Genomic DNA, 21,276 nt, shown 5'->3' with positions numbered 1-21,276 from the left:
GTCCGTGACCCGCAGTTTCCTCACACGGCTGTGATCCGCGCCATATAGTGCAGGCACGCACGCCGGGTGGGAGGTGGCATGTCGGTGGCCGTAGTGGAGATTCCTGCAGGCAGTCGTTGGCTCCGGGACGATCGGATCATTCGCTGCGCGAGCGGCATCCTGCAGTACGACGGCCTCGAGCCGTGCCTTGCGGAGTTGCTCGACCGGAGTGCGCTGCGTTTCGCCAACCGGGTCGCCGTGGTCGACCGCTGCGGCCGCGCGCTCACCTACCGCGAACTGTGGGCCGCCGCCGCCCGCGTCGCCGGTGGCCTCCTCGACCAGGGTGTCGGTCCCGCCGACCGCGTGGTGGTGAACCAGGCGAACAGCATCCGCTGGCTCGTCAGTTTCCTCGGAGTGGTCCTCGCCGGCGGCGTCCCTGTGCTCCCCGCCCCGAGTTGCAGCGCGGAGGAGGCGGCGGAGATCGAAGTCCACAGCGGTGCAGTGCTGACCCTGGATTCGGACCTTCCCGACGGCGTCGCCTTCCTCGACGGCGGGGCCTCGCCGGACGAACTCGCGGTGCTCTACTACGTGCGCGCCGCCGGTGGTGCCCTGCGTGGCGTCGAATTGACCAACACCAACGTGCTGTCGACGATCGAAGCCGTCGCACACGCGATGGACCTCGTCGGCGACGGCGTCCGGACCGTGCTGACGGCTCCGCTGTCCACGGCGGTCGGATGCAGCGTCCAGTTGCTGCCCACGCTCGCGTTCGGAGGCACCGTGATGGTCTCGGGGTCCCGGGTGATCCGCGCACCGTGGCGGCATCTGCGCGCGGCCTTCCCCACTTCGCGGTGCGTGCGGGGTTGGGGGGTCGCCGAGACGGGCGGGATCGGTCTGCTGCTGCCCTCGGAGCATCGCTCCCGTCATCCTCGCAGCATCGGAGTGCCGTTCGGCGGGATCGAGGTCGCGCTGCTCGGACCCGACGCCGAGAACGGCGTCGGCGAACTGCTCTGTCGCGGGCCGAGCGTGGCCCGGCGGTACTGGCGCGAACCGTGCGCGACGGCCGACGCGTTCAGGGAGGACGGCTGGTTCCGCACGGGAGATCAGGTGCGCATCGACGACGAGGGCTTCGTCGATCAGCTCGCCGTCCGGGTGTCGTGACTACTGGAACACGTTCTCGTCCGGTATACAGCCTGTAACCGGATGATCCGGCATTTTCCGTAGTGGAGAGGTATGTCCATGTCCGATGTAGTCCTGCTCGAACGACGCGATCGTGTTCTCGTCATCACCATCGACCGGCCCGACGCACGCAATGCCGTCAACGCCGCGGTGAGTCACGCCCTCGCCGAGGCGGTCGACGAACTCGACGGCGACGACTCCCTGTCGGTGGGGATACTCACCGGTGCCGGTGGCACCTTCTGTGCAGGTATGGACCTCAAGGCGTTCGTCGCGGGCGAGAACGTGGTCGTACCGGGCAAGGGCCTCGGGTTCACGGAAGCGCCTCCGCGCAAGCCGCTGATCTCGGCGGTCGAGGGGTTCGCGCTCGCCGGTGGAACCGAACTCGTCCTGGCCACCGACCTCGTCGTCGCGGCGAAGGACGCGAAGTTCGGCATCCCGGAGGTCAAGCGCGGCCTGGTCGCCGGTGGTGGTGGCCTGCTGCGCCTGCCGTCGCGCATCCCCTACCAGAAGGCACTCGAGCTCGCGCTCACCGGGGATGCGTTCACCGCCGAGGAAGGCTACGGCTACGGTTTCGTCAATCGCCTCACCGAACCCGGCGGGGCACTCGAGGGCGCACTCGAGCTGGCCGAGCGCATCACGGCGAACGGACCGCTCGCCGTGGCGGCGACCAAGGAGATCATCGTCCGCTCGGCCGACTGGTCGCGCGAAGAGGCGTTCGCGAAGCAGATGGAGATCATGGCGCCCGTGTTCTCCTCGGAGGACGCGCGTGAAGGTGCCACGGCCTTCGCCGAGAAGCGGCCTCCCGTGTGGAAGGGTCGCTGAGCGGTCGGACTCGCGAGGGCGACGGAACGAGAGATGGTGAGAATCAGGTGACCGACGGTTTCGCCGAATTGCACGTGCACATCGAGGGCACGCTCGAACCCGAGCTGATCCTCGCCCTCGCCGAGCGGAACCGCGTCGCTCTGCCGTATCGGGATCTCGACGACCTCCGCAGTCGGTACGAGTTCACCGATCTGCAGTCGTTCCTCGACCTCTACTACGCGAACATGGAGGTCCTGCTTACCGCGCAGGACTTCGCCGACCTCGCCCGCGCCTATTTCGCACGTGCGGCGCGGGCGGGTGTCACCCGCGCGGAGTTCTTCTTCGATCCCCAGGCCCACACCTCGCGCGGTGTCGCGCTGCCCGAGGTCGTGGCCGGGCTCGCCGACGCGGTCGCCGGTGCTCGCCGGGAATTCGGGATCGATGCGGCGATGATCGCGTCGATCGTGCGCGATCGTCCGGTGCCCGAAGCGCACGAGGTGTTCGGTGAACTGCTGCGTCTCGGCGCGCCGATCATCGGGCTCGGCCTGGACTCGGCAGAGGTCGGCCACCCACCCTCGCTGTTCGAGGACGTCTTCGCGCGGGCGCGGGCCGAAGGGCTGCACATCACGGCGCATGCGGGGGAGGAGGGACCCCCGGAATACGTCCGGCAGGCACTCGACCTGCTCGGTGCCGAACGCATCGACCACGGCATCCGCTCCCTCGAGGATCCCGAACTCGTCGCGCGCCTGGTCGACGAGAGCATCCCGATCACGGTCTGCCCCTTCTCGAATGTCCGCCTCCGCGTGGTGGACACCCTCGCCGAGCATCCGCTGCGCCGGATGCTCGAGGCCGGTCTGTCGGTGAGCGTGCACTCGGACGATCCCGCCTATTTCGGCGGTTACGTCGACGACAACCTCGCGGGTCTGAAGGACCAGCTCGGTCTCAGCGATGCCGAACGGGATGTGCTGCAGCGCAATTCGTGGGATGCCGCCTTCCTCTGAGTCCGCCGGAGGTCATTCGCCCAGGACCCGGTGCAGATACGGGTTGGTGAAGGTGCGGTGCGGATCGACGCGGTCGCGTACGGCGAGGAAGTCGTCGAACCGGGGGTAGAGTGAGCGCAGATCGCCGGCGGTCAGGGAATGAAGCTTGCCCCAGTGCGGACGTCCCTGTGCGGCGCGCAGGATCGGCTCGACACCGTCGAAATAGGGTCCGTGATCGCGCCGGTGGTACTGGTGCACGGCCACGTACGCGGTGTCGCGGCCGTGCGCGGTGGACAACCACACGTCGTCGGCCCGCGAGAACCGCACCTCCACCGGGAATCCGATGCGAACATCGTTGCGCTGCAACCACGCATCGATCTCGCGCAGAACCTCCGGGAGGAGATCGACGGGTATCGCGTACTCCATCTCCCGGAACCGCACCCGCCGTTCGGAGGCGAACACCCGGTAGCTGCGATCGACGAACGTGCGCGGCGAGAGCACCCGCGACGCCACCCGGTTCAGGGCCGGGATGGTGGCGGGAGCACGCGTTCCGATCTGCTGGAAGAGCGCGAACGCCCCGTTGGAGAGCAGTTCGTCGTCGAGGAGGGTGCGCACCCGCCCGACCGGCTGTACCGGTTCCGCGCCGGGGAGACGGGTGTTGCGTTTGACGAGCACGCCGTCCGTATGCGGAAACCAGTAGAACTCGAAATGGTCTACGCCGTCACGTAGTTCGTCCAGGGCGTCGAGCGTCGCCCGGAGCGACGAGGGTGCTTCCTCTGCCCGGAGGCGGAAGGCGGGAACGCAATCGAGCGTGACGGTCGCGAGGACGCCGAGTGCGCCGAGTCCGAGACGCGCGGCCTCGAACAGGCCGGCTTCGTGTTCGGGGGAGCAGTCGACGATCCGGCCGTCGGCCAGCACGATCGTCGCACGGCACACGGCTGCCGCGAGTCCTCGGAAGGCCGTACCGGTGCCGTGGGTGCCGGTGGAGATCGCGCCGGCGACGGACTGGACGTCGATGTCGCCGAGGTTGGGGACGGCGAGGTCCTGTGCCCACAGCAGGTCGCTCAGATCGCGCAGTCGCGTCCCCGCCCGCACCGTCGCACGTGCGCCGGCCGGCGACCGCTCCACCGAGACGAGGCCCGACATCCGGTCGAGTGAGATCAGCGTGCCGTCGGTGACGGCCGCACCGGTGAACGAGTGCCCGGCACCCACGGCCTTGACGTGTTCGCCCTGGTCGGAGGCGCGGCCGACGATGCGCGCGAGGTCGTCGACGGTGTCGGGGGTCTCGAAACGACGGGGCGTCGCACTCGCGGTGCGAGCCCAGTTGTGCCAGGTGGACATGCCCCATCTTCGACCTGGACAACCGTCCAAGTCAACACCTGGTCGGAAACAGTTCCCGCCCTCTACGATCGGGGGCATGTCGAATCGGTTGCCTGCCGACGAGCGCCGCACCCAACTCGTGGCCGCGGCACTGGAACTGGCAGAGGGCGGGGGAGTCGGAGCCGTCACGGTCCGTGCCGTCGCCGAGAAGGCCGGAGTGTCACTGGGCGTCGTCCATTACTGTTTCGACAGCAAGGAAGCCCTCGTCGTGGCGATGGCGAACGCCGTCATCGGCGAACTCGCCGGGGCCATGCAGGCCGCGTTCGGCGTACCGGCGGGCGGGCAGCAGACCGGCGGTGTCGACTGTCTGCGTTCGATGCTCCACACCGGTCTCCGGGCGATGTGGTCGGCGATCGAGTCCACGCCGGGATTGCAGACCCTCACCTACGAGATCACGACCTACTCCCTCCGGCACCGCACCGACGGAAGTCCCGTCAGCGGGGACATCGCCGTGCAGCAGTACCGGCTGATGGACGAGCAGGCCCACCAGTTCCTCGACAGTTGCGCCGAGCAGTGCGGCGTCGAATGGTCGCTGCCCACCGCGACGGTCGCGCGGCTGTCACTGGCGCTGCTCGACGGAGTCGTGCTCCGCTGGCTCGTGGATCGCGACGGCGACTCGACGGCAGCCGAACTGGGAATCATCGCCGACATCATCGCGAGCCGTGCCGTAGAACGTTCCTGACCCCGACCCCCGACCCGATCGCACCGAAGGGACCGCCCGTGCTCCGTGCTGCTTCCGCCCCCGACGACGTCCTCGACCGGGTGCAGGCTGCCACGGCCGACCTCGACCCGCCGTTCGCCGCCGTCGACCTGCCCACCCTGCGGCGCAACGCCGACGACCTGATCCGCCGCGCGAACGGTGTGCCCGTGCGGGTCGCGAGCAAGTCGGTGCGCTGTCGTGCCGTCCTCGCCGAGGTCCTCGGCCCGGAACTGACCACCCGCGGCGGTTTTCGCGGCATCATGGCGTACTCGCTCCGGGAGGCGCTGTGGCTCGTCGAGCACGGAGCGCGCGACATCCTGATGGGCTACCCCACGGTCGACCGGGCGGCGCTCGGGAAGTTCGCGGTGTCGCCGGACGCGGTGCAGGCGATCACGCTCATGGTCGATTCGGTCGAGCACCTCGACATCATCCGTACGGCCTTGGGGAAGAACACTTTCCGGGCGAAGGTCTGCCTGGACGTCGATGCGTCGTTGCGGGTGGGTCCGCTCCATCTCGGTGTGCGCCGTTCTCCGCTGCGCGACCCGGAGACAGTCGCCGGCCTGGCTCGTCGCGCCGACGCCGCCGGATTCGATGTCGTCGGAGTGATGTTCTACGAGGCCCAGATCGCGGGCCTGCCCGACTCGTCGCTGCCGGTACGGCTCGTCAAGGGACTGTCGGCGCGGGAACTCTCCTCGCGCCGCGGTGCTGTGGTGGAGGCCGTGCGTGCGGTCGTAGGAGACCTCGAACTGGTCAACGGTGGCGGAACCGGTTCGCTCGAGGTGACCACCGCCGATGGTGTCGTCACCGAGGCCACCGCGGGTTCGGGCCTGTACGTGCCCACCCTGTTCGACGGCTACCGGGCGTTCACTCCGAACCCGTCGATGTTCTTCGCGCTACCTGCCGTGCGGAAACCGTCACCGTCGATCACGACGTTGTTCGGCGGCGGGTACATCGCGTCCGGCCCCACCGGCGCCTCGCGGGTGCCGCGCCCCGTCCGTCCTGCGGGACTGAAGCTGCTGGGGACGGAAGGCGCCGGCGAGGTGCAGACCCCGGTGCGCGGTCGCGCTGCCGCCTCGATCCCCGTCGGGGGACGGGTGTGGTTCCGCCACGCGAAGGCGGGAGAACTGTGCGAGAGGTTCGACCGGGTGTACCTCGTCGACGAGAACGGACGCACCGAGGTTCCCACCTACCGTGGTGAGGGCGGCTGCTGGTGACCTTCCGTCTCCGGCCACAATGAGTTCATGCCGTTGACGTTCTTCCCCGGGTCGGTCGGCCGGGTCCACTGGCGGTGCCGGACCGTCGACGACGCGAGAGCCGGTGTCGTGTTCGCGCACGGCTTCGGGCAGCACACCGGGCACTACCACCGTTTCGCCTCCGGCCTCGCCGCCCACGGCATCGCGTGGTGGGGACTCGACCTCGTCGGACACGGGCTCTCCGAAGGAGAACCCGGCTCACCGGGCAACGTCGAGTTCCACGCCGAGGACTTCGGCGTGCTCACCGGCCTCGCCGCCGAGTCCGGTCTGCCGCTGGTGGCGATGGGCCATTCGCTCGGGGCGGCGACGGTCCTGACGGCGCTGGATGCCGATCCCTCCGGTGGTACCCGTCTCGCGGGCGTCGTGCTGTGCGGTACGCCGCGCACCGCGGCCCTGCCGGAGACGGCCGAAGCGCTCCGCGCGCACGACCTGCCGGTCCTGCTGGTCCACGGCGTCGACGACCGGCTGGCCCCCGTCGACCCGGTACGCGAGTGGGCGTCGTCGGTGCCCCGGGCACAGTGGTGCGAATATCCCGATGCCGGGCACGACCTGTTGCACGAACCCGTGCATCGCAGGGTGACCTCGGATGTTGCCGCGTTCGTGGGCGACCTGGCCGGCCGGATTCCCCGATTCCCCGAGAAACGACCGGGCCCCTCGCGGTGACGAGGGGCCCGGTCGACGGTGTGGAACCTCAGTTGTAGATCGCTGCGATCTCGGCGCCGTGCTTGTCGTGGATGATGTTCCTCTTGAGCTTGAGCGTCGGGGTCAGCTCGCCGCTCTCGATGCTGAAATCGGTCTCGAGGATGCGGTACTTGCGGATCGCCTCTGCCTTCGAGACCTTCTTGTTGGTCTCGGCAACCGCCTCGTCGATCTCGGCGATCAGGTCGGGGTTCTTGATCAGATCGGCGACCGTGGTCTCCGCCGGCAGACCGTGTCGCTCGAGCCAGCCCGGCAGCGCCTCCGGATCGAGGGTGATCAGCGCGCCGATGAACGGCTTGGAGTCGCCGACCACGATGACCTGGCTGATCAGTGGGTGGGCACGCAACGAATCCTCGAGGACGGCCGGAGCGACGTTCTTGCCGCCCGCGGTGACGATGAGTTCCTTCTTGCGGCCGGTGATCGAGATGAAGCCGTCCTGGTCGATCGCGCCGATGTCGCCGGTGTGGAACCAGCCGTCGCGGATGGCCTCCTCGGTGGCCTTGTCGTTCTGCCAGTAGCCGTCGAACACCTGGGGGCCTTTGAGCAGCAACTCGCCGTCCTCGGCGATCTTCGCCGCGCACCCGTTGAACGGCGTGCCGACGGTGCCGATCTTCTGGGCGGCCGGGGTGTTCATGATGATGCCGCCGGTGGTCTCCGTCAGGCCGTAACCCTCGTAGATGGTGACGCCGACACCGCGGAAGAAGTGGCCGAGACGTGCACCGAGCGCAGCGCCGCCCGACACGGCCTTGGTGACGTTGCCGCCGAGCGCTGCCTTGAGCTTGCCGTAGACGAGCTTGTCGAACACGGAGTGCTTGATCTTCAGGCCCAGCCCGGGGCCGCCGTTCTCGAGGGCCTTGCTGTATTCGATCGCGACGTCGGAGGCCTTCTCGAAGATCTTGCCCTTGCCGCCGTCGTAGGCCTTCTGCTTGGCCGAGTTGTAGACCTTCTCGAACACGCGGGGCACCGAGAGGATGAAGTTCGGCTTGAAGACCGCGAACTGGTCGAGCAGCGTCGTCAGGTCGGAGGTATGACCGACGGTGACCTTGCTGTCGAATGCCGCGAACGAGATCAGGCGCGCGAAGACGTGTGCCATCGGGATGAACAGCAGGGTGCGCTGGCCCTCGTGCATCGAGTCGGGCAGGGCCAGGCCGCAGGCCGCGGACTCCGAGGCGAAGTGGCGGTGCTTGAGCTGGACGCCCTTCGGCCGGCCCGTGGTACCGGAGGTGTAGATGAGGGTCGCAGCGGATTCGGCCGTGACCTGGTTACGTCGTTCCTCGACCTGCTCGTCGGTGACCGCCGCACCGCGTGCGACGAGCTCGTCGACCGCGCCCTTGCCGCCCGGAGCGGGCTCGATCTGCAGTACCTCGCGCACGGTCGGAGCGTTCTCGGCGACCTCGCGCACGGTGTCGACGTGAGCCGAGTTCTCGACGATGAGCAGCTTGGTCCCGGAGTCCTCGAGGATCCACTGGGCCTGGTCCGCCGACGACGTCTCGTAGATCGCCACGGTGGCACCGCCCGCAGTCCAGATGGCGTAGTCGAGCAGGACCCATTCGTAGCGGGTCGCCGACAGGACCGCGACGCGGTCGCCGAGCTCGATACCCGACGCGATCAGGCCCTTCGCCACGGCGCGCACCTCGGATGCGAACTGGCGGGCGGTGACGGGAACCCACTTGCCGTCGACCAGTCGCTCGAACGGCACGAACTCCGGCGACTCCTTCTCGTGCCGGAAGACGCTGTCGGCCATCGACGTGTTCTCGGGGATCGAGAACGACTGTGGCACGGCAATCTCACTCACTGTGACCCCTCCATCGTTAGGTACTGTCGGTGTGCATTGCATCACACGCCGTTGGGAAATGCATTACCCTCGGACCGCTTTGCCCCCTTTTTACAGTCCGATAAGCAGTGATCCAGGTAACAATGCTACCCGCCGGTAACGAGGATTACCACTATCGGATCGTCTCGTCGGATTTCCCGGTACCGGAAGTATCAGTATTTCGGAGAAGAAGGACCGCTTCGTCGTCGCCGAGCTGATGGAAGTCGTCGTAGGCGGCGCCGACGCTGTCGGTGTCCACCGGCGTCCACGGGCAGATCACCTCGTCGGCCGTCCGGCCCGCCCGGCGCAGTGCGTCGGGAGAGGCCACCGGCACCGCGAGGACGACCCGGGTCGCTCCGGAGGCGCGCGCGGCGAGACATGCCACCGCGGCCGTCGCACCTGTGGCGATGCCGTCGTCGACGACGATCGCCGTGCGGCCCTCCAGCGGCACCCGGGTGCGACCGGCACGCAGAACATCGGCACGTCGAGCCAGTTCGGTCAGCTCGCGCCGCTCGACGGCGGCCACGGACTCGGGGGCGATCCGCCCGCGCCGGATCACGTCGTCGTTGAGGACGCGGAAGACGGCGTCCTGCGCGGTCGATTCCCCGGCGGTTCCGCGACCCGGTCCTTCGGCGATCGCGCCCATCGCGAGTTCGGGATGCCAGGGCACGCCCAGTTTGCGCACCACGAGGACGTCCAGGGGCGCATCGAGGGCTGCGGCGAGTTCACGGGCGACGGGAATGCCGCCGCGAGGTAGTGCGAGTACCACCGGGTCGGCGTCGCGCAGGTGCCCGGCCGACCGGGCGAGTCGCCGGCCCGCCTCCTCGCGCGTGGCGTACCCCACGCCTCCAGTATGGGACGGTCCGTCCGAGCGGGCGAGCATTCATCGCCCGGACGGACCGAGGAGATCTCGGTCGAGCTCGCCCGACAGGTACGAGTGGTAGGCGGGCAGATCGAGCTGGCCGTGGCCGGACAGGCCGATCACGATCACCTCGGGTTCGGTGAGGCCCCGCGCGTACTCCGCGGCCGCCGCGATCGCGTGCGACGACTCCGGCGCCGGCACGATGCCCTCGTTCCGGGCGAAGAGCACCGCCGCCGAGAAGGCGTCGGTCTGCGCCACGGACTGTCCCTGCACGTAGCCCAGTTCGACGGTGTGGCTGAGCAGCGGCGCCATGCCGTGGTACCGCAGCCCGCCGGCGTGGATCGGGTCCGGGATGAAGTCCTGGCCGAGGGTGTGCATCTTCAGCAGCGGCGTCAGGCCCGCGATGTCGCCGTGGTCGTAGCGGTACTCGCCGCGGGTGATCGACGGACACGCCGCGGGCTCGACGGCGACGACACGCGTCGTCGCCCGCTCGTGGATGACCTCGCGCAGGAACGGGAACGACAGGCCGGCGAGGTTCGAACCGCCGCCCGCACAACCGAAGACCACATCGGCCTGGTCCTCGCCCGCGGCCCGCAGCTGTTCCACGGCCTCGAGGCCGATGACGGTCTGGTGCAGCACCACGTGGTTGAGCACGCTGCCGAGTGTGTAGCGGGCGGCGGCATCCTTCACCGCGACCTCCACGGCCTCCGACACCGCGATGCCGAGCGAGCCGGGGGTGTCCGGGTGCTCGGCGAGGACGGCGCGACCGGCCTCCGTCAGGTCGGACGGGCTGGGATGCACTGTGCCGCCGTAGGTCTCGATGAGGAATCGGCGGTAGGGCTTCGAATCGTAGGAGGCGCGGACCTGCCACACCTCGAGATCGATGCCGAACTTCGCGCATGCGAACGACAGGGCCGAACCCCATTGCCCGGCACCGGTTTCCGTCGTCAGGCGGGTGACGCCGTCGAGCGAGTTGTAGTACGCCTGGGCGACCGCCGAATTCACCTTGTGGCTGCCCACCGGGCTCACGCCCTCGTACTTGACGTAGATGCGGGCCGGGGTGCCGAGGGCCTTCTCGAACGAGCGGGCGCGGAACAGGGGAGTGGTGCGGTAGCCGGCGTAGACCTCGCGCACGGCCTCCGGGATCCCGATGTCGGTCTCGGTCGACAGTTCCTGCTCGATCAGGCCCGAGGCGAACAGCGGCGCGAGATCGTCGGCGGTGATCGGTTCGCGGGTCCCGGGGTGCAGATGCGGCGGTGGCGGCACCTCGAGATCGCCGACGATGTTGTACCAGTGCGTCGGAATGCCGGAATCGGAGACGGACGGAGGTGTCGTCGACGCGTGCGCGGAGGGGGATGCCGTCACTGTGGAATCCTTCGGGTCGGGGACCGATGACATGCCCAGTGTGACGTGCCCCGGGGACCAGGGGCGGCGTGGGGCGTGTCATCATTCGCGCGCTCGCGCCCAGGTCGTAGCAGGGTCCGGGCGCGAAGTGGTGGGTCCATCCGATAAACTGCTGGTCAAATGAGTGAAATTCAAGACGCCCCCGACCAGGAGACCGCAGCTCTCACGTTTGCCGATCTCGACATCGATGCCCGTGTGCTGCAAGCTCTTTCAGATGTGGGTTACGAGTCCCCGTCGCCGATCCAGGCGGCGACCATCCCACCGCTGCTGGAGGGACGGGACGTCGTCGGTCTCGCTCAGACCGGCACCGGCAAGACCGCCGCCTTCGCGGTGCCGATCCTCTCGCGTATCGACACCTCCGTGAAGCGGCCCCAGGCGCTGGTGCTGGCGCCCACCCGAGAGCTCGCGCTGCAGGTCGCGGAGGCTTTCGGTAAGTACTCCGTCCACATCCCGGGCCTGTCCGTCCTGCCCATCTACGGTGGCCAGGCATACGGTGTACAGCTGTCCGGCCTCCGCCGCGGCGCCCAGGTCATCGTCGGTACTCCCGGACGTGTGATCGATCACCTCGCCAAGGGCACCCTCGACATCTCCGAGCTCGAGTTCCTCGTCCTCGACGAGGCCGACGAGATGCTCACCATGGGCTTCCAGGAGGACGTCGAGCGCATCCTCGCCGACACCCCCGACACCAAGCAGGTCGCGCTGTTCTCCGCGACCATGCCGGGCGCGATCCGCCGGCTGTCGAAGCAGTACCTCAAGGATCCGCAGGAGATCACCGTCAAGTCGAAGACGACGACGTCGGCGAACATCTCCCAGCGGTGGGTGCTCGTCTCCCACCAGCGCAAGCTCGACGCGCTGACCCGCGTCCTCGAGGTCGAGACCTTCGAGGCGATGATCATCTTCGTGCGCACGAAGCAGGCCACCGAGGATCTGGCCGAGCGGTTGCGGGCACGCGGTTTCTCCGCGGCCGCGATCAACGGCGATATCGTGCAGGCCCAGCGCGAGCGCACGATCAACCAGCTCAAGAACGGCACGCTCGACATCCTCGTCGCCACCGACGTCGCCGCCCGTGGTCTCGACGTCGAGCGCATCAGCCACGTCGTCAACTACGACATCCCGCACGACACCGAGTCGTACGTGCACCGTATCGGCCGCACGGGCCGCGCCGGCCGTTCCGGCGACGCGCTGCTGTTCGTCGCTCCGCGCGAGCGGCACCTGCTCAAGGCGATCGAGCGGGCCACCCGTCAGCCGCTCGCCGAGATGCAACTGCCCACGGTCGAGGACGTCAACGCCCAGCGCGTGTCGAAGTTCAACGACTCGATCACCGAGGCGCTCGCCTCCGATCACCTGCAGCTGTTCCGCACGTTCGTCGAGGACTACGAGCGTGAGCACGACGTGCCGCTCGCCGACATCGCGGCCGCCCTGGCGGTCCTGTCGCGCGACGGCGAGTCGTTCCTCATGGAGGCCGAGCCCGAGCCGGTCGCTCCGCCGCGCCGCGATCGCGAACCGCGCGAGCGTCCGCCGCGTCGCTTCGACGACGGGCCGAAGGTCGGTCGCGACGGCCAGGAGATGACCACCTACCGCATCGCCGTGGGCAAGCGCCACCGCGTGCAGCCCGGTGCGATCGTCGGTGCCATCGCCAACGAGGGCGGACTGCGCCGCGGCGATTTCGGGCACATCAGCATCCGTGCCGATCACAGCCTCGTCGAGCTGCCGAAGGATCTGTCGCCGCAGACCCTCGATGCGCTGCGCTCCACCCGCATCTCGGGCGTTCTCATCCAGCTGCAGCCCGACTCCGGCGCGCCGTCCGGACGTCCGAGCTCGTATCGCGGACGCGACGACCGGCGCGGTGACGACCGGCGCGGGGGAGACCGCCGCGATCACGGAAAACGCGATCGCGGGGGCAAACGCGAGTACGGCGAGGGCCGGCGTGAATACGGCGAGGGCCGCAGCCGCTCCGGCGACTTCACGCACCGCAGCGACCGCAACGACCGTGGTGGTCGCGGCGGCTACCGCGACTGAGACCGCCTGCCGATCCGCTCGGCCGGGACGTCGGCGGTGGCACCGTCGACGTCCCGGCGCTCAGGCGTCGGGCATCGGTGCCGCGGCCGACATCGTCGGTCGCGAATCGGCGAACTGCGTGCGATACAGCTCCGCGTAGCGGCCACCGGCCGACAGCAGATCGTCGTGGCTCCCACGCTCGACGATGCGTCCGTCCTCGACGACCAGGATCTCGTCGGCGGCGCGGATGGTCGACAGTCGGTGCGCGATGACCACCGATGTGCGACCTGCGAGTGCCTCGGTCAGCGCTTCCTGCACAGCGGCCTCCGAGGTCGAATCGAGATGGGCGGTGGCCTCGTCCAGGATCACCACGCGCGGATGGGCGAGCAGCAACCGGGCGATGGTGAGCCGCTGACGCTCGCCTCCGGAAAGACGGTAGCCGCGTTCTCCGACCACGGTGTCGAGTCCGTTCGGCAGCGACTCGATCAGTCTGTCGAGACGGGCACGCCGCAGGGCGTGCCACAGTTCGTCCTCGCCGGCCTCCGGGCGGGCGAGCAGCAGATTGGCGCGGACCGTGTCGTGGAAGAGGTGTCCGTCCTGGGTGACGAGACCGACCGTCGCGCGGATCGAATCGGTGGTCAGTTCGCGTACGTCTGCTCCGCCGAGCAGCACGGTGCCCGAATCGACATCGTACAGTCGCGGGATGAGTTGGGCGATGGTCGATTTCCCTGCCCCGGACGAGCCGACCAGGGCGACCATCCGGCCCGGCTCCACGCGGAACGACACGTCGTGCAGCACCTCTTCGCCGCCCCGCGAATCGAGGACCGCCACCTCCTCGAGGGAGGCGAGCGAGACCTTGTCGGCGGACGGATACGCGAAGCCGACCTCCCGGAGTTCCACCGAGACCGGACCGTCGGGAACCGGCCGGGCGTCGGGCGACTGCTCGATCAGCGGTTTCAGATCGAGGATCTCGAAGACCCGCTCGAAACTCACCATCGCACTCATGACGTCCATGCGGGCGCTGGCCAGCGCGGTCAGCGGCGAGTACAGGCGCGTGAGGAGCATCGCCATCGCGACCACCGAACCGGGATCGAGTTGATCGCGCAGGGCATAGAAACCGCCGAGGCCGTAGACGAGTGCGAGCGCGAGCGCGGACACGAGTGTCAGAGCGGTGACGAACACGCCCTGCAGCATCGCGGTGCGCACCCCGATGTCGCGGACCCGTTTCGCCCGGACCGCGAACTCCCTCGACTCCTGCGCCGGACGGCCGAACAACTTGACCAGCGTGGCGCCCGGAGCCGAGAACCGCTCGGTCATCTGCGTGTTCATCATCGAATTGTGGTTGGCCGCTTCCCGGCTGAGCTGTGCGAGCCGAGCGCCCATGTGCCGGGCGGGAACCACGAAGATCGGGAGCAGCAGCAGGGCGAGAAGGGTGATCTGCCAGGAGATCCCGATCATCACCACCAGGGTGATCGCGAGGGTGACGATGTTGCCGACCACGCCGGACAGGGTGTCGCTGAAGGCGCGCTGCGCACCGATGACGTCGTTGTTGAGCCGCGAGACGAGCGCACCCGTGCGGGTTCTCGTGAAGAAAGCGACCGGCATGCGCTGGACATGGTCGAAGACCGTGGTGCGCAGATCGAGGATGAGATCCTCACCGATGCTCGCCGACAGCCAGCGGTTGGCAATGGCGAGACCGGCCTCGATCAGCGCGATCGCGGCGATGATCACCGCGAGCAGAATCACCACCGACACCGCCGCATCGTCGACGATCGCGTCGATCACGCGGCCGGCGAGCACCGGGGTGGCGACACCGAGCGCCGCGATGATCACACTCAGGACGAGGTAGTAGGTGATGTTGCGTCGGTGCGGGTGTGCGAAGGCGGCGATCCGCCGCAGGCTCGCACGGGAGAACGGTCTGCGATCGCTCTCGGCGTGCATCGCGTTGTACATCGCGTTCCACGCGGTGACTTCCATACTCATGGGGCGGGCCTCCTCGGGTCGCAGCCGAGGTTAGGACCTCGAGTGCGCTCGAGGTCAAGCCTAGGTGTGATGTCCAGGGACGGGTCGCCGACGCTCGGATGGCGATTCCGTTCAGTGGACTCCGGCACCGGCCACACGGTCCGAGACCGGATACTGCAGCGAATGAACGACCTTTCGGATCTGGCCGGCCGGTACTCGGTGGCGGTCGACACCCGTGACCGGCCTGCGCTGGCTGCCCTGTTCACCGTCGACGCCGAATTCGTCCGGCCTCCCGCCGTGACCCGTGGTCGCGGCGCGGCGATCACGGTCGGCAGGGATGCGATCGTCGCAATGGTGCTGGACGGCACCGCGCACCTGCACGCCACCCACCACGCGGTGCATCAGCGGGTGATCGACGTGGACGGCGACAGCGCCACCGGATGGGTGTACTGCCTCGCCCACCATCTGTACCGGAGCGGGAACGGGATGCGGGACAGCGCGATCACCCTCCGCTACCGGGATGCCTACCGGCGTGAGGACGGTCGTTGGCGGATCGCCCGCCGGGAACTGATCGTCGACATCGTCGACGATCGTCCCGTCACCGTGCCCACGGCCTGAACTGCCCCGTACCGGCAGTCGGTTCGGTCGGGTCCCGTCCCGAACCGACTGCCCGGGATCGGTCAGCGACCGGACGCGAGAACGACCTCGACGAGCTCTTCGACGGCCCGGGCGCAATCGTTGCGATCGTATCCGAGGAGCTGCACTTCTTCGGGCGCCGGCTCGTAGGACAGGCGGTTGCCTCTGCCCTGCACGATCGCAGCGTCGGGCAGGAAGGGATGCGATTCGTCCCGCTCGGGGATGGTGCGATCGCCACCGGCGGCATCGACCATGAGCTGGAAGAACTCCTTGTACAGCAGGTTCTGGTCGCCGACGAGATAGGCCTTGCCGGATTCTCCCCGATGCAGCGCGCCGTGGATCGCCTGGGCCAGGGAGTACGCCGACATGTAGTTGGTGCCTCCCGTGGGAGCGAAGTCCGGGAAGGCCGGTTCCTTACCGGCCGCCCAGGACACCATGCGCCGGTAGCGCCGGGCCGAAGCACCCGGTACCGCCCCGATGATCGAGGGCGGGTTCAGAGTGCACACGGTGAACGAGTCGTCGGCCAGCGCCCGTGCGCCCTCGTCGGCGTCCCGGCGCGCCGCGACGTAGGGATTGGTGTCTGCGAAGGCCGGCTGCAGATGGTGGTAGTAACTGCCGATCTGCACGAAGCGAGCCACCCCGGCCTGCTTGGCGAGGGCGGCGAAGCGGGGCACCCCGACGCTCTGCGTGGTCTCCCAGAACGCTTCGTCGTCGCCCCCGTCCGTGCGATGCCGCGGATCCTGTCCGGCCGCGAAGACGACACCGTCGAACCCCCGGAGTTGTTCCGCGGTGAAGGTGGGAACGGTGTAATCGCCGACCAGGAGCGGAAACCCGGCGACCGGAGAATCGTCGGACAACGCTCCCCGAGCGGCGACCGTGACGTCGTCACCGTGCTCGCGGAGGAGCAGTGCCGCGTGTGCGCCGATCATGCCGGTACCACCGACGAGAAGGATCTTCATGTGCTGCATCTTTCGTTGTCGTGGAACAGGTCAGGGATGCCGGGGGCGATTGGTCCACCCGCCGGAGTGTCTCGGGACCCAGCCTCCGCTCGAATGGGTACCACCGTCGACGTGGATCGTGCCGCCGGTGACGAAGCGCGACAGGTCCGACGCCAGGAACACGGCCACCCCGGCGACGTCCTCGGGGCGTCCGGGGCCACCGAGAGGCGACCAGGTGGGCCACAGTGCCCGATCCTGCTCCGGTACGAGTCGGTCGTACGGAACCTGTACGGAATCGACGAGGTCGGGGGCGATCGCGTTGACCCGGATGCCGTCCGGTCCGACCTCGGCGGCGAGCGACCGGGTGAACTGCGTCAGGGCCGCCTTGTACGCGGAGTAGACGGCGTGGCCGGGAATCGCCCGGTGCGCCTCGACCGTGGTGAGGTTGACGATCGATCCCCCTCCACCCTCGGCCATCCCGGGGAGAAGGGCGTGCGTCAGACGCAGGACGTGGCCGAGATTGATCTCGTGCAGTTCGTCCCACAGTGACGGGTCGTTGTCGGTGAAGCGGTGCGGGGGCCGCAGATAGTGGCCGACGTTGTTGACGAGCACGTCCGGCCGGTGGTCGACGATCTCGGGCGCGCACACCGCCGAACGGACGTCCCATTCCATGATCCGGACGGAACCGCCTGCGGTGGGGTCGAAGTCGAACTCGGCGCCGGTGTCGACATCGACGACGAGTACATCGGCACCGTGTGCGGCGAACGCTGTCGTCACCGCAGCCCCGATTCCTCCGGCACCGCCGGTCACCAGGGCACGCCGGCCCTGCAGCAGAGGTTCGGGGCGCGAGCAGACGGGGTGGGCCATGGGTCGAGTACACAGGAACCGTGGTCGTCCTCGACAGGTCTGTTCCCGGTGTCCGGAAGTTTGCCCGACGGTGCTCTGCCGTGGTGCTACGAAGACCGTGAGGACGACACAGGAGACCGGATGCACATCGACGACCCGCAGACTGTTCCGAAGGGAACGATCCAGCGCACCGCGTTGATCCTTTCCGCGTTGGAGAACGCGGAACGCCTCACCCTGTCCCGGATCGTGGCTGCTACCGGACTGTCGCGTACCTCCGTCCATCGCGCACTGGAACAACTCGTCGAGCTGCGGTGGGTCCATCGGGACGGAATGGACTACCAGCTGGGGTTGCGCATGATCGAACTCGGCTCTGCGGCCGCACAACACAACATGGTGCGACGAGCCGCTCTGCCCACTCTGCACCGGCTCCACCGCATCAGTGGGTGCGTCGTACACCTGGGTGTGCTCGACGGGGACGACGCGGTGTATCTCGAGGCGATCGGTGACGAGGGTTCGGCTGTCTCGAATTCACGGGCAGGCAAACGACTCCCGGCTGCGTCGTCGACCATCGGCAGGGCGCTTCTGGCTGCGCTGGGCAGCGATTCTCCCGAAGCCGAACGTGTCCGGCAGACCCGTCTGGCCTACGACCAGGAACAGTGCAGGAAAGGATTCGGTTGCGCTGCGGTGCCTATCGGCCGGATCGACACCGGACAGGCGGCCGCACTCTCGGTCTTCGGGCCGTCCGCCCGGATCGGTGACAGACGCCTGCTGGCGTCGGCGCAGAGTGCGGCGGCGGAGATCTGGCGACGTATCCAGGCGTCCCCACCGACGGGACGGGTGGCGAGGACGTGGCAGCACGGGAACGGTGCCGCAGTCCGGTCGTGAGGGTGGCCCATGTCGGCCCCGAACGTCACCTCCGGGCCGGTGCCGGGACAGCAGCAGCGGTCACCGTGCCACGTCGATCACCACTCGGGTCGGTCCGGTGAGGGAGAAGACCGAGAACGGGGTGCCGTGCGCGGCGACGCCGATGAACGACTGGGTGACACCTTCGAAGACACCGGACCCGCTGACCTCGACCACCGATCCGCCGGGTTCGGCAAGCACGGGATCCGGGCCGTCGTACTGCTCGACCCCACTGTCGAACGGGTAGGCGGAGCCGTCGATGAGCACCTGCAGCACGGCGTCGCCGGTGACGGGGACCTCCTTGCCGCTGCCGTCCTGGATCGCCTCGTCGACATAACCGACCCGCCATCCCGGCGTGCCCTCGCCGCCGAGTTCGTAGACCACGCGGTCGAAGCCCTCGTGCCGTCCGGTGCGGATGTCCACGACGGTGAGCTTCGCGTCCTGTCCGGCGGGGGAGACCTTGTCGCGCGCATCGCGCGGGACCTCGGCGGAGGTGGTGGGCTCGGGAGCCGAGGACGTCGGGGTGTCGACCGAGACGGCGGGGGAGGGTGCGGGCTCGTCGCCGCCGGCGGAGCATCCCGCCAGGACCAGTGCTGTTGCGGTGACGGCCAGTACGAGACGCGTGTGCTTCATGGGGCTCATGGTACGTCGGAGCGTCCGGCGGGCCCGGCGACGCTCGCGGGGGTTGACCGGATCGAGACATGAGGCGCACAATTCGTCCGAGGATGAATTCGACACTCGATGAATCGAGTGGATCATGAACATCGACCACACCTCCACTACCGTCGACATCCGCGACCTGAACGTCCGGCGCGGCAGCCACCGAGCCCTCGAGGATGTGAGCGTGCGCGTCCCGCGCGGCTCGATCACCGGCCTTCTCGGGCCCTCGGGCTGCGGGAAGACCACCCTGATGCGCACGATCGTCGGCACCCAGATCGTCGAATCCGGCACGGTCACCGTGCTGGGCCTGCCTGCGGGCAGCGCCGCACTGCGCCGCCGCATCGGCTACGTCACCCAGTCGCCGAGCGTCTACCCCGACCTGACCGTCGCCGAGAACGTGTCCTATTTCGCGTCGCTCTACGGACGGAAGGGAACTGCGGTCGCCGACACCGTCGCGGCGGTCGGGCTCACCGACCATGCTCACGACCGGACGTCGGCCCTGTCCGGCGGCCAACTCGGGCGGGTCTCGCTCGCGTGCGCGCTGGTGGGCGATCCCGAACTCCTCGTCCTCGACGAACCCACCGTCGGACTCGACCCGCTCCTGCGGGCCGAGCTGTGGGAGCACTTCCGATCGCTCGCCGATCGCGGCACCACACTGCTCGTGTCGAGTCACGTCATGGACGAGGCCGATCACTGCGACACACTCGTACTGCTGCGCGAGGGCCGGCTGGTCGCCCGGCTGACCCCGGCCGAACTGCGCGAGCAGACAGGGGAGACGGGCCTCGAGAACGCTTTTCTCCGACTCATCCGGAACCGGACGGGAGCACGACCGTGAGCACCGTCGTCTATGCCACCACGACCACACGCATCCTGCGTCAGCTGCGGGCGGACCGTCGCACCGTCGCGATGATCGTGCTCGTCCCGAGTCTGCTGATGACGTTGCTGTACTTCATGTACCAGAACGCCCCCACAGGACCGGGAGGAGTCTCGCTGTTCGACCGGATCGCCGTCACGATGCTCGGGATCCTCCCGTTCGTCGTGATGTTCCTGGTCACCTCCATCGCGATGCAGCGCGAACGCAGTTCGGGCACTCTCGAACGGCTGCTCACCACGCCGCTGACGAAACTCGACCTGCTCGCCGGCTACGGCAGCGCCTTCTCGCTCGCGGCGGCCGTCCAGGCCGGCCTCGCGTGCGCGGTGGCGTTCTGGTTGCTCGACGTCACCAGTGCGGGGTCGGTGCTGTGGGTGCTGGTCGTCGCGGTGCTCGTCGCGGTGCTGGGTGTCTCCCTGGGGTTGTTGTGCAGTGCCTTCGCCCGTACCGAGTTCCAGGCCGTGCAGTTCATGCCGGTGATCGTCATCCCGCAGTTCCTGCTGTGCGGATTGCTCGTCGCTCGGGAAGATCTGCCCGACTGGCTGCGCTGGATCAGCAACGCGCTGCCGTTGAGCTACGCCGTGGAGGCCCTGCAGGAGATCACCGTGAACCCCGGTGTCACCGGGGTCATGGTGCGGGACCTGGTCGTCGTCGCGACGTTCGCTGCCGCGGCACTCGCGCTCGGGGCGGCGACACTGCGCCGCCGCACCCCGTGACGGACCCGGCCGGGCCCCGGCGTCCCGGACGCCGTCCCGGACACTCGGGCGCTCGCGACGAGATCCTTGCGAGTGCACGGGAACTGTTCGCCGTCGAGGGTTACGACAAGGCGACGGTACGTGCGATCGCGGCCCGCGCCGAAGTGGACCCGGCGCTAGTGCACCACTACTTCGGCACCAAACTGCAGTTGTTCACCGCGTCCGTCGCGCTGCCCGTCGATCCGCGGGACGTCCTCGCCCCCGTCTACGCGGCCCCGTGCGCGGAACTCGGCCGGGCTCTCGCGACCGCCCTTCTCGGCGTGTGGGATTCCCCGCACCGCGACGCCGCCGTCGCGATGTTCCGTGCGCAGATCACCGGCGGCGACAGCGGACTGATCCGGTCGTTCCTACTGGAGGTCGCGCTCGCGCCCCTGCTCGAGCGCATCGATCGTCCCGTGGGCACCGGCAGATTGCGCGCCGAGCTCGTGGCCACCCAGATGACCGGAATCATGCTGGTGCGCTACATCCTCGGACTCGAACCGCTCGCGTCGATGCAGTCCGAGCAGCTCGTCGAGATCGTCGCCCCCACGATCCAGCGGTATCTCACGGGCGAGCTGCCCGGGGCATGACCTCCGCCTTCGCGGAACGTGTGCTCCGTCCGGAGACAGAGGCGCGCTGTCGACAAGATGCATCCGTCCGCGCAGGGTGCACCCGTGGAAC

General features: G+C 68.6%; 20 protein-coding genes. 12 read left to right on the top strand and 8 right to left on the bottom strand.

Going from position 1 to position 21,276, the window contains the following annotated elements:
• The first annotated feature begins 93 nt into the window (after nt 1-93).
• The 3 genes from EQ874_RS17970 (at nt 94) to EQ874_RS17960 (ending at nt 2,957) form a co-directional block, all read left to right on the top strand.
• The gene (locus tag EQ874_RS17970) at nt 94-1,137 is read left to right on the top strand and encodes an AMP-binding protein (protein ID WP_129977705.1); all 1,044 of its coding nucleotides are present in this window, start codon (nt 94-96) and stop codon (nt 1,135-1,137) included.
• A gap of 78 nt (nt 1,138-1,215) precedes the next feature.
• Nucleotides 1,216-1,977: a crotonase/enoyl-CoA hydratase family protein gene (locus EQ874_RS17965; protein ID WP_064064440.1), complete on the top strand. Its 762-nt coding sequence runs from the start codon at nt 1,216-1,218 to the stop codon at nt 1,975-1,977.
• Between the two features lie 47 nt (nt 1,978-2,024).
• Entirely contained in the window at nt 2,025-2,957 is a 933-nt protein-coding gene (locus EQ874_RS17960) for an adenosine deaminase (RefSeq protein WP_064064396.1), read from the top strand.
• 12 nt (nt 2,958-2,969) lie between these two features.
• Here the strand turns inward: EQ874_RS17960 and EQ874_RS17955 are convergent, their stop codons facing one another.
• A complete protein-coding gene (locus EQ874_RS17955) occupies nt 2,970-4,277 on the bottom strand; it encodes a D-arabinono-1,4-lactone oxidase (RefSeq protein ID WP_129977633.1) in 1,308 nt (435 codons plus the stop codon).
• A 76-nt stretch (nt 4,278-4,353) separates the two neighbouring features.
• Between EQ874_RS17955 and EQ874_RS17950 the strand changes: the two genes are divergently transcribed.
• The 3 genes from EQ874_RS17950 to EQ874_RS17940 are packed head-to-tail and all read left to right on the top strand — an operon-like array spanning nt 4,354 to nt 6,932.
• Nucleotides 4,354-4,998: a TetR/AcrR family transcriptional regulator gene (locus tag EQ874_RS17950; protein WP_165369274.1), complete on the top strand. Its 645-nt coding sequence runs from the start codon at nt 4,354-4,356 to the stop codon at nt 4,996-4,998.
• Between the two features lie 38 nt (nt 4,999-5,036).
• A complete protein-coding gene (locus EQ874_RS17945) occupies nt 5,037-6,230 on the top strand; it encodes an alanine racemase (protein WP_129977632.1) in 1,194 nt (397 codons plus the stop codon).
• A gap of 27 nt (nt 6,231-6,257) precedes the next feature.
• On the top strand, nt 6,258-6,932 hold the full coding sequence (locus EQ874_RS17940; protein ID WP_129977631.1) for an alpha/beta fold hydrolase: 675 nt from the start codon (nt 6,258-6,260) through the stop codon (nt 6,930-6,932).
• A gap of 28 nt (nt 6,933-6,960) precedes the next feature.
• On the opposite strand, the gene EQ874_RS17935 is transcribed toward EQ874_RS17940, so the two are convergent.
• From EQ874_RS17935 to EQ874_RS17925, 3 genes are all read right to left on the bottom strand, one after another.
• Nucleotides 6,961-8,763 carry a long-chain fatty acid--CoA ligase gene (locus EQ874_RS17935; RefSeq protein ID WP_064064392.1) on the bottom strand — a complete coding sequence of 601 codons (1,803 nt, stop codon included), beginning with the start codon at nt 8,761-8,763 and terminating at the stop codon, nt 6,961-6,963.
• 151 nt (nt 8,764-8,914) lie between these two features.
• Nucleotides 8,915-9,625: a phosphoribosyltransferase family protein gene (locus EQ874_RS17930; protein ID WP_129977630.1), complete on the bottom strand. Its 711-nt coding sequence runs from the start codon at nt 9,623-9,625 to the stop codon at nt 8,915-8,917.
• Nucleotides 9,626-9,664: 39 nt separating this feature from the next.
• Complete coding sequence (locus tag EQ874_RS17925; RefSeq protein WP_129977629.1) at nt 9,665-11,008, bottom strand: TrpB-like pyridoxal phosphate-dependent enzyme; 1,344 nt, start codon at nt 11,006-11,008, stop codon at nt 9,665-9,667.
• Between the two features lie 159 nt (nt 11,009-11,167).
• On the opposite strand from EQ874_RS17925, the gene EQ874_RS17920 reads away from it, so the two are divergent.
• Nucleotides 11,168-13,066, top strand: coding sequence for a DEAD/DEAH box helicase (locus EQ874_RS17920; protein ID WP_064064389.1), 1,899 nt, complete (start codon nt 11,168-11,170; stop codon nt 13,064-13,066).
• A gap of 60 nt (nt 13,067-13,126) precedes the next feature.
• Here the strand turns inward: EQ874_RS17920 and EQ874_RS17915 are convergent, their stop codons facing one another.
• Nucleotides 13,127-15,028: an ABC transporter ATP-binding protein gene (locus EQ874_RS17915; protein WP_129977628.1), complete on the bottom strand. Its 1,902-nt coding sequence runs from the start codon at nt 15,026-15,028 to the stop codon at nt 13,127-13,129.
• A gap of 162 nt (nt 15,029-15,190) precedes the next feature.
• On the opposite strand from EQ874_RS17915, the gene EQ874_RS17910 reads away from it, so the two are divergent.
• Nucleotides 15,191-15,625, top strand: a complete 435-nt coding sequence (locus tag EQ874_RS17910; protein WP_129977627.1) for a nuclear transport factor 2 family protein — start codon at nt 15,191-15,193, stop codon at nt 15,623-15,625.
• 62 nt (nt 15,626-15,687) lie between these two features.
• Here EQ874_RS17910 and EQ874_RS17905 read toward each other — a convergent pair whose 3' ends face one another.
• Together EQ874_RS17905 and EQ874_RS17900 are read right to left on the bottom strand one after the other, a co-directional pair.
• On the bottom strand, nt 15,688-16,602 hold the full coding sequence (locus EQ874_RS17905; RefSeq protein WP_129977626.1) for an NAD-dependent epimerase/dehydratase family protein: 915 nt from the start codon (nt 16,600-16,602) through the stop codon (nt 15,688-15,690).
• Between the two features lie 30 nt (nt 16,603-16,632).
• Nucleotides 16,633-17,448: an SDR family oxidoreductase gene (locus tag EQ874_RS17900; protein ID WP_129977625.1), complete on the bottom strand. Its 816-nt coding sequence runs from the start codon at nt 17,446-17,448 to the stop codon at nt 16,633-16,635.
• Between the two features lie 120 nt (nt 17,449-17,568).
• Here EQ874_RS17900 and EQ874_RS17895 point away from each other — a divergent pair, with 120 nt between their 5' ends.
• Nucleotides 17,569-18,312, top strand: coding sequence for a helix-turn-helix domain-containing protein (locus tag EQ874_RS17895; protein WP_051017539.1), 744 nt, complete (start codon nt 17,569-17,571; stop codon nt 18,310-18,312).
• A gap of 60 nt (nt 18,313-18,372) precedes the next feature.
• On the opposite strand, the gene EQ874_RS17890 is transcribed toward EQ874_RS17895, so the two are convergent.
• Nucleotides 18,373-18,963 carry a hypothetical protein gene (locus EQ874_RS17890; protein ID WP_129977624.1) on the bottom strand — a complete coding sequence of 197 codons (591 nt, stop codon included), beginning with the start codon at nt 18,961-18,963 and terminating at the stop codon, nt 18,373-18,375.
• A 124-nt stretch (nt 18,964-19,087) separates the two neighbouring features.
• Between EQ874_RS17890 and EQ874_RS17885 the strand changes: the two genes are divergently transcribed.
• From EQ874_RS17885 to EQ874_RS17875, 3 genes are read left to right on the top strand one after another with little or no spacing between them, the layout of a single operon-like run.
• Nucleotides 19,088-19,825 (top strand): ABC transporter ATP-binding protein, encoded by a 738-nt coding sequence (locus tag EQ874_RS17885; RefSeq protein ID WP_129977623.1) that lies wholly within the window; start codon nt 19,088-19,090, stop codon nt 19,823-19,825.
• Complete coding sequence (locus tag EQ874_RS17880; RefSeq protein WP_129977622.1) at nt 19,822-20,577, top strand: ABC transporter permease; 756 nt, start codon at nt 19,822-19,824, stop codon at nt 20,575-20,577. Before EQ874_RS17885 ends, EQ874_RS17880 begins: the two co-directional genes overlap by 4 nt.
• Nucleotides 20,574-21,185 (top strand): TetR family transcriptional regulator, encoded by a 612-nt coding sequence (locus EQ874_RS17875; protein ID WP_064064383.1) that lies wholly within the window; start codon nt 20,574-20,576, stop codon nt 21,183-21,185. The genes EQ874_RS17880 and EQ874_RS17875 overlap by 4 nt, the downstream gene beginning before the upstream one ends.
• Nucleotides 21,186-21,276 lie beyond the last annotated feature (91 nt).

Source organism: Rhodococcus sp. Q1 (assembly GCF_004153645.1).
GTDB classification, from domain to species: Bacteria; Actinomycetota; Actinomycetes; order Mycobacteriales; family Mycobacteriaceae; genus Rhodococcus; species Rhodococcus gordoniae.
The sequence above is the reverse complement of the archived record's forward strand: the minus strand, read 5'-3'. Positions and strand labels throughout refer to the sequence as shown.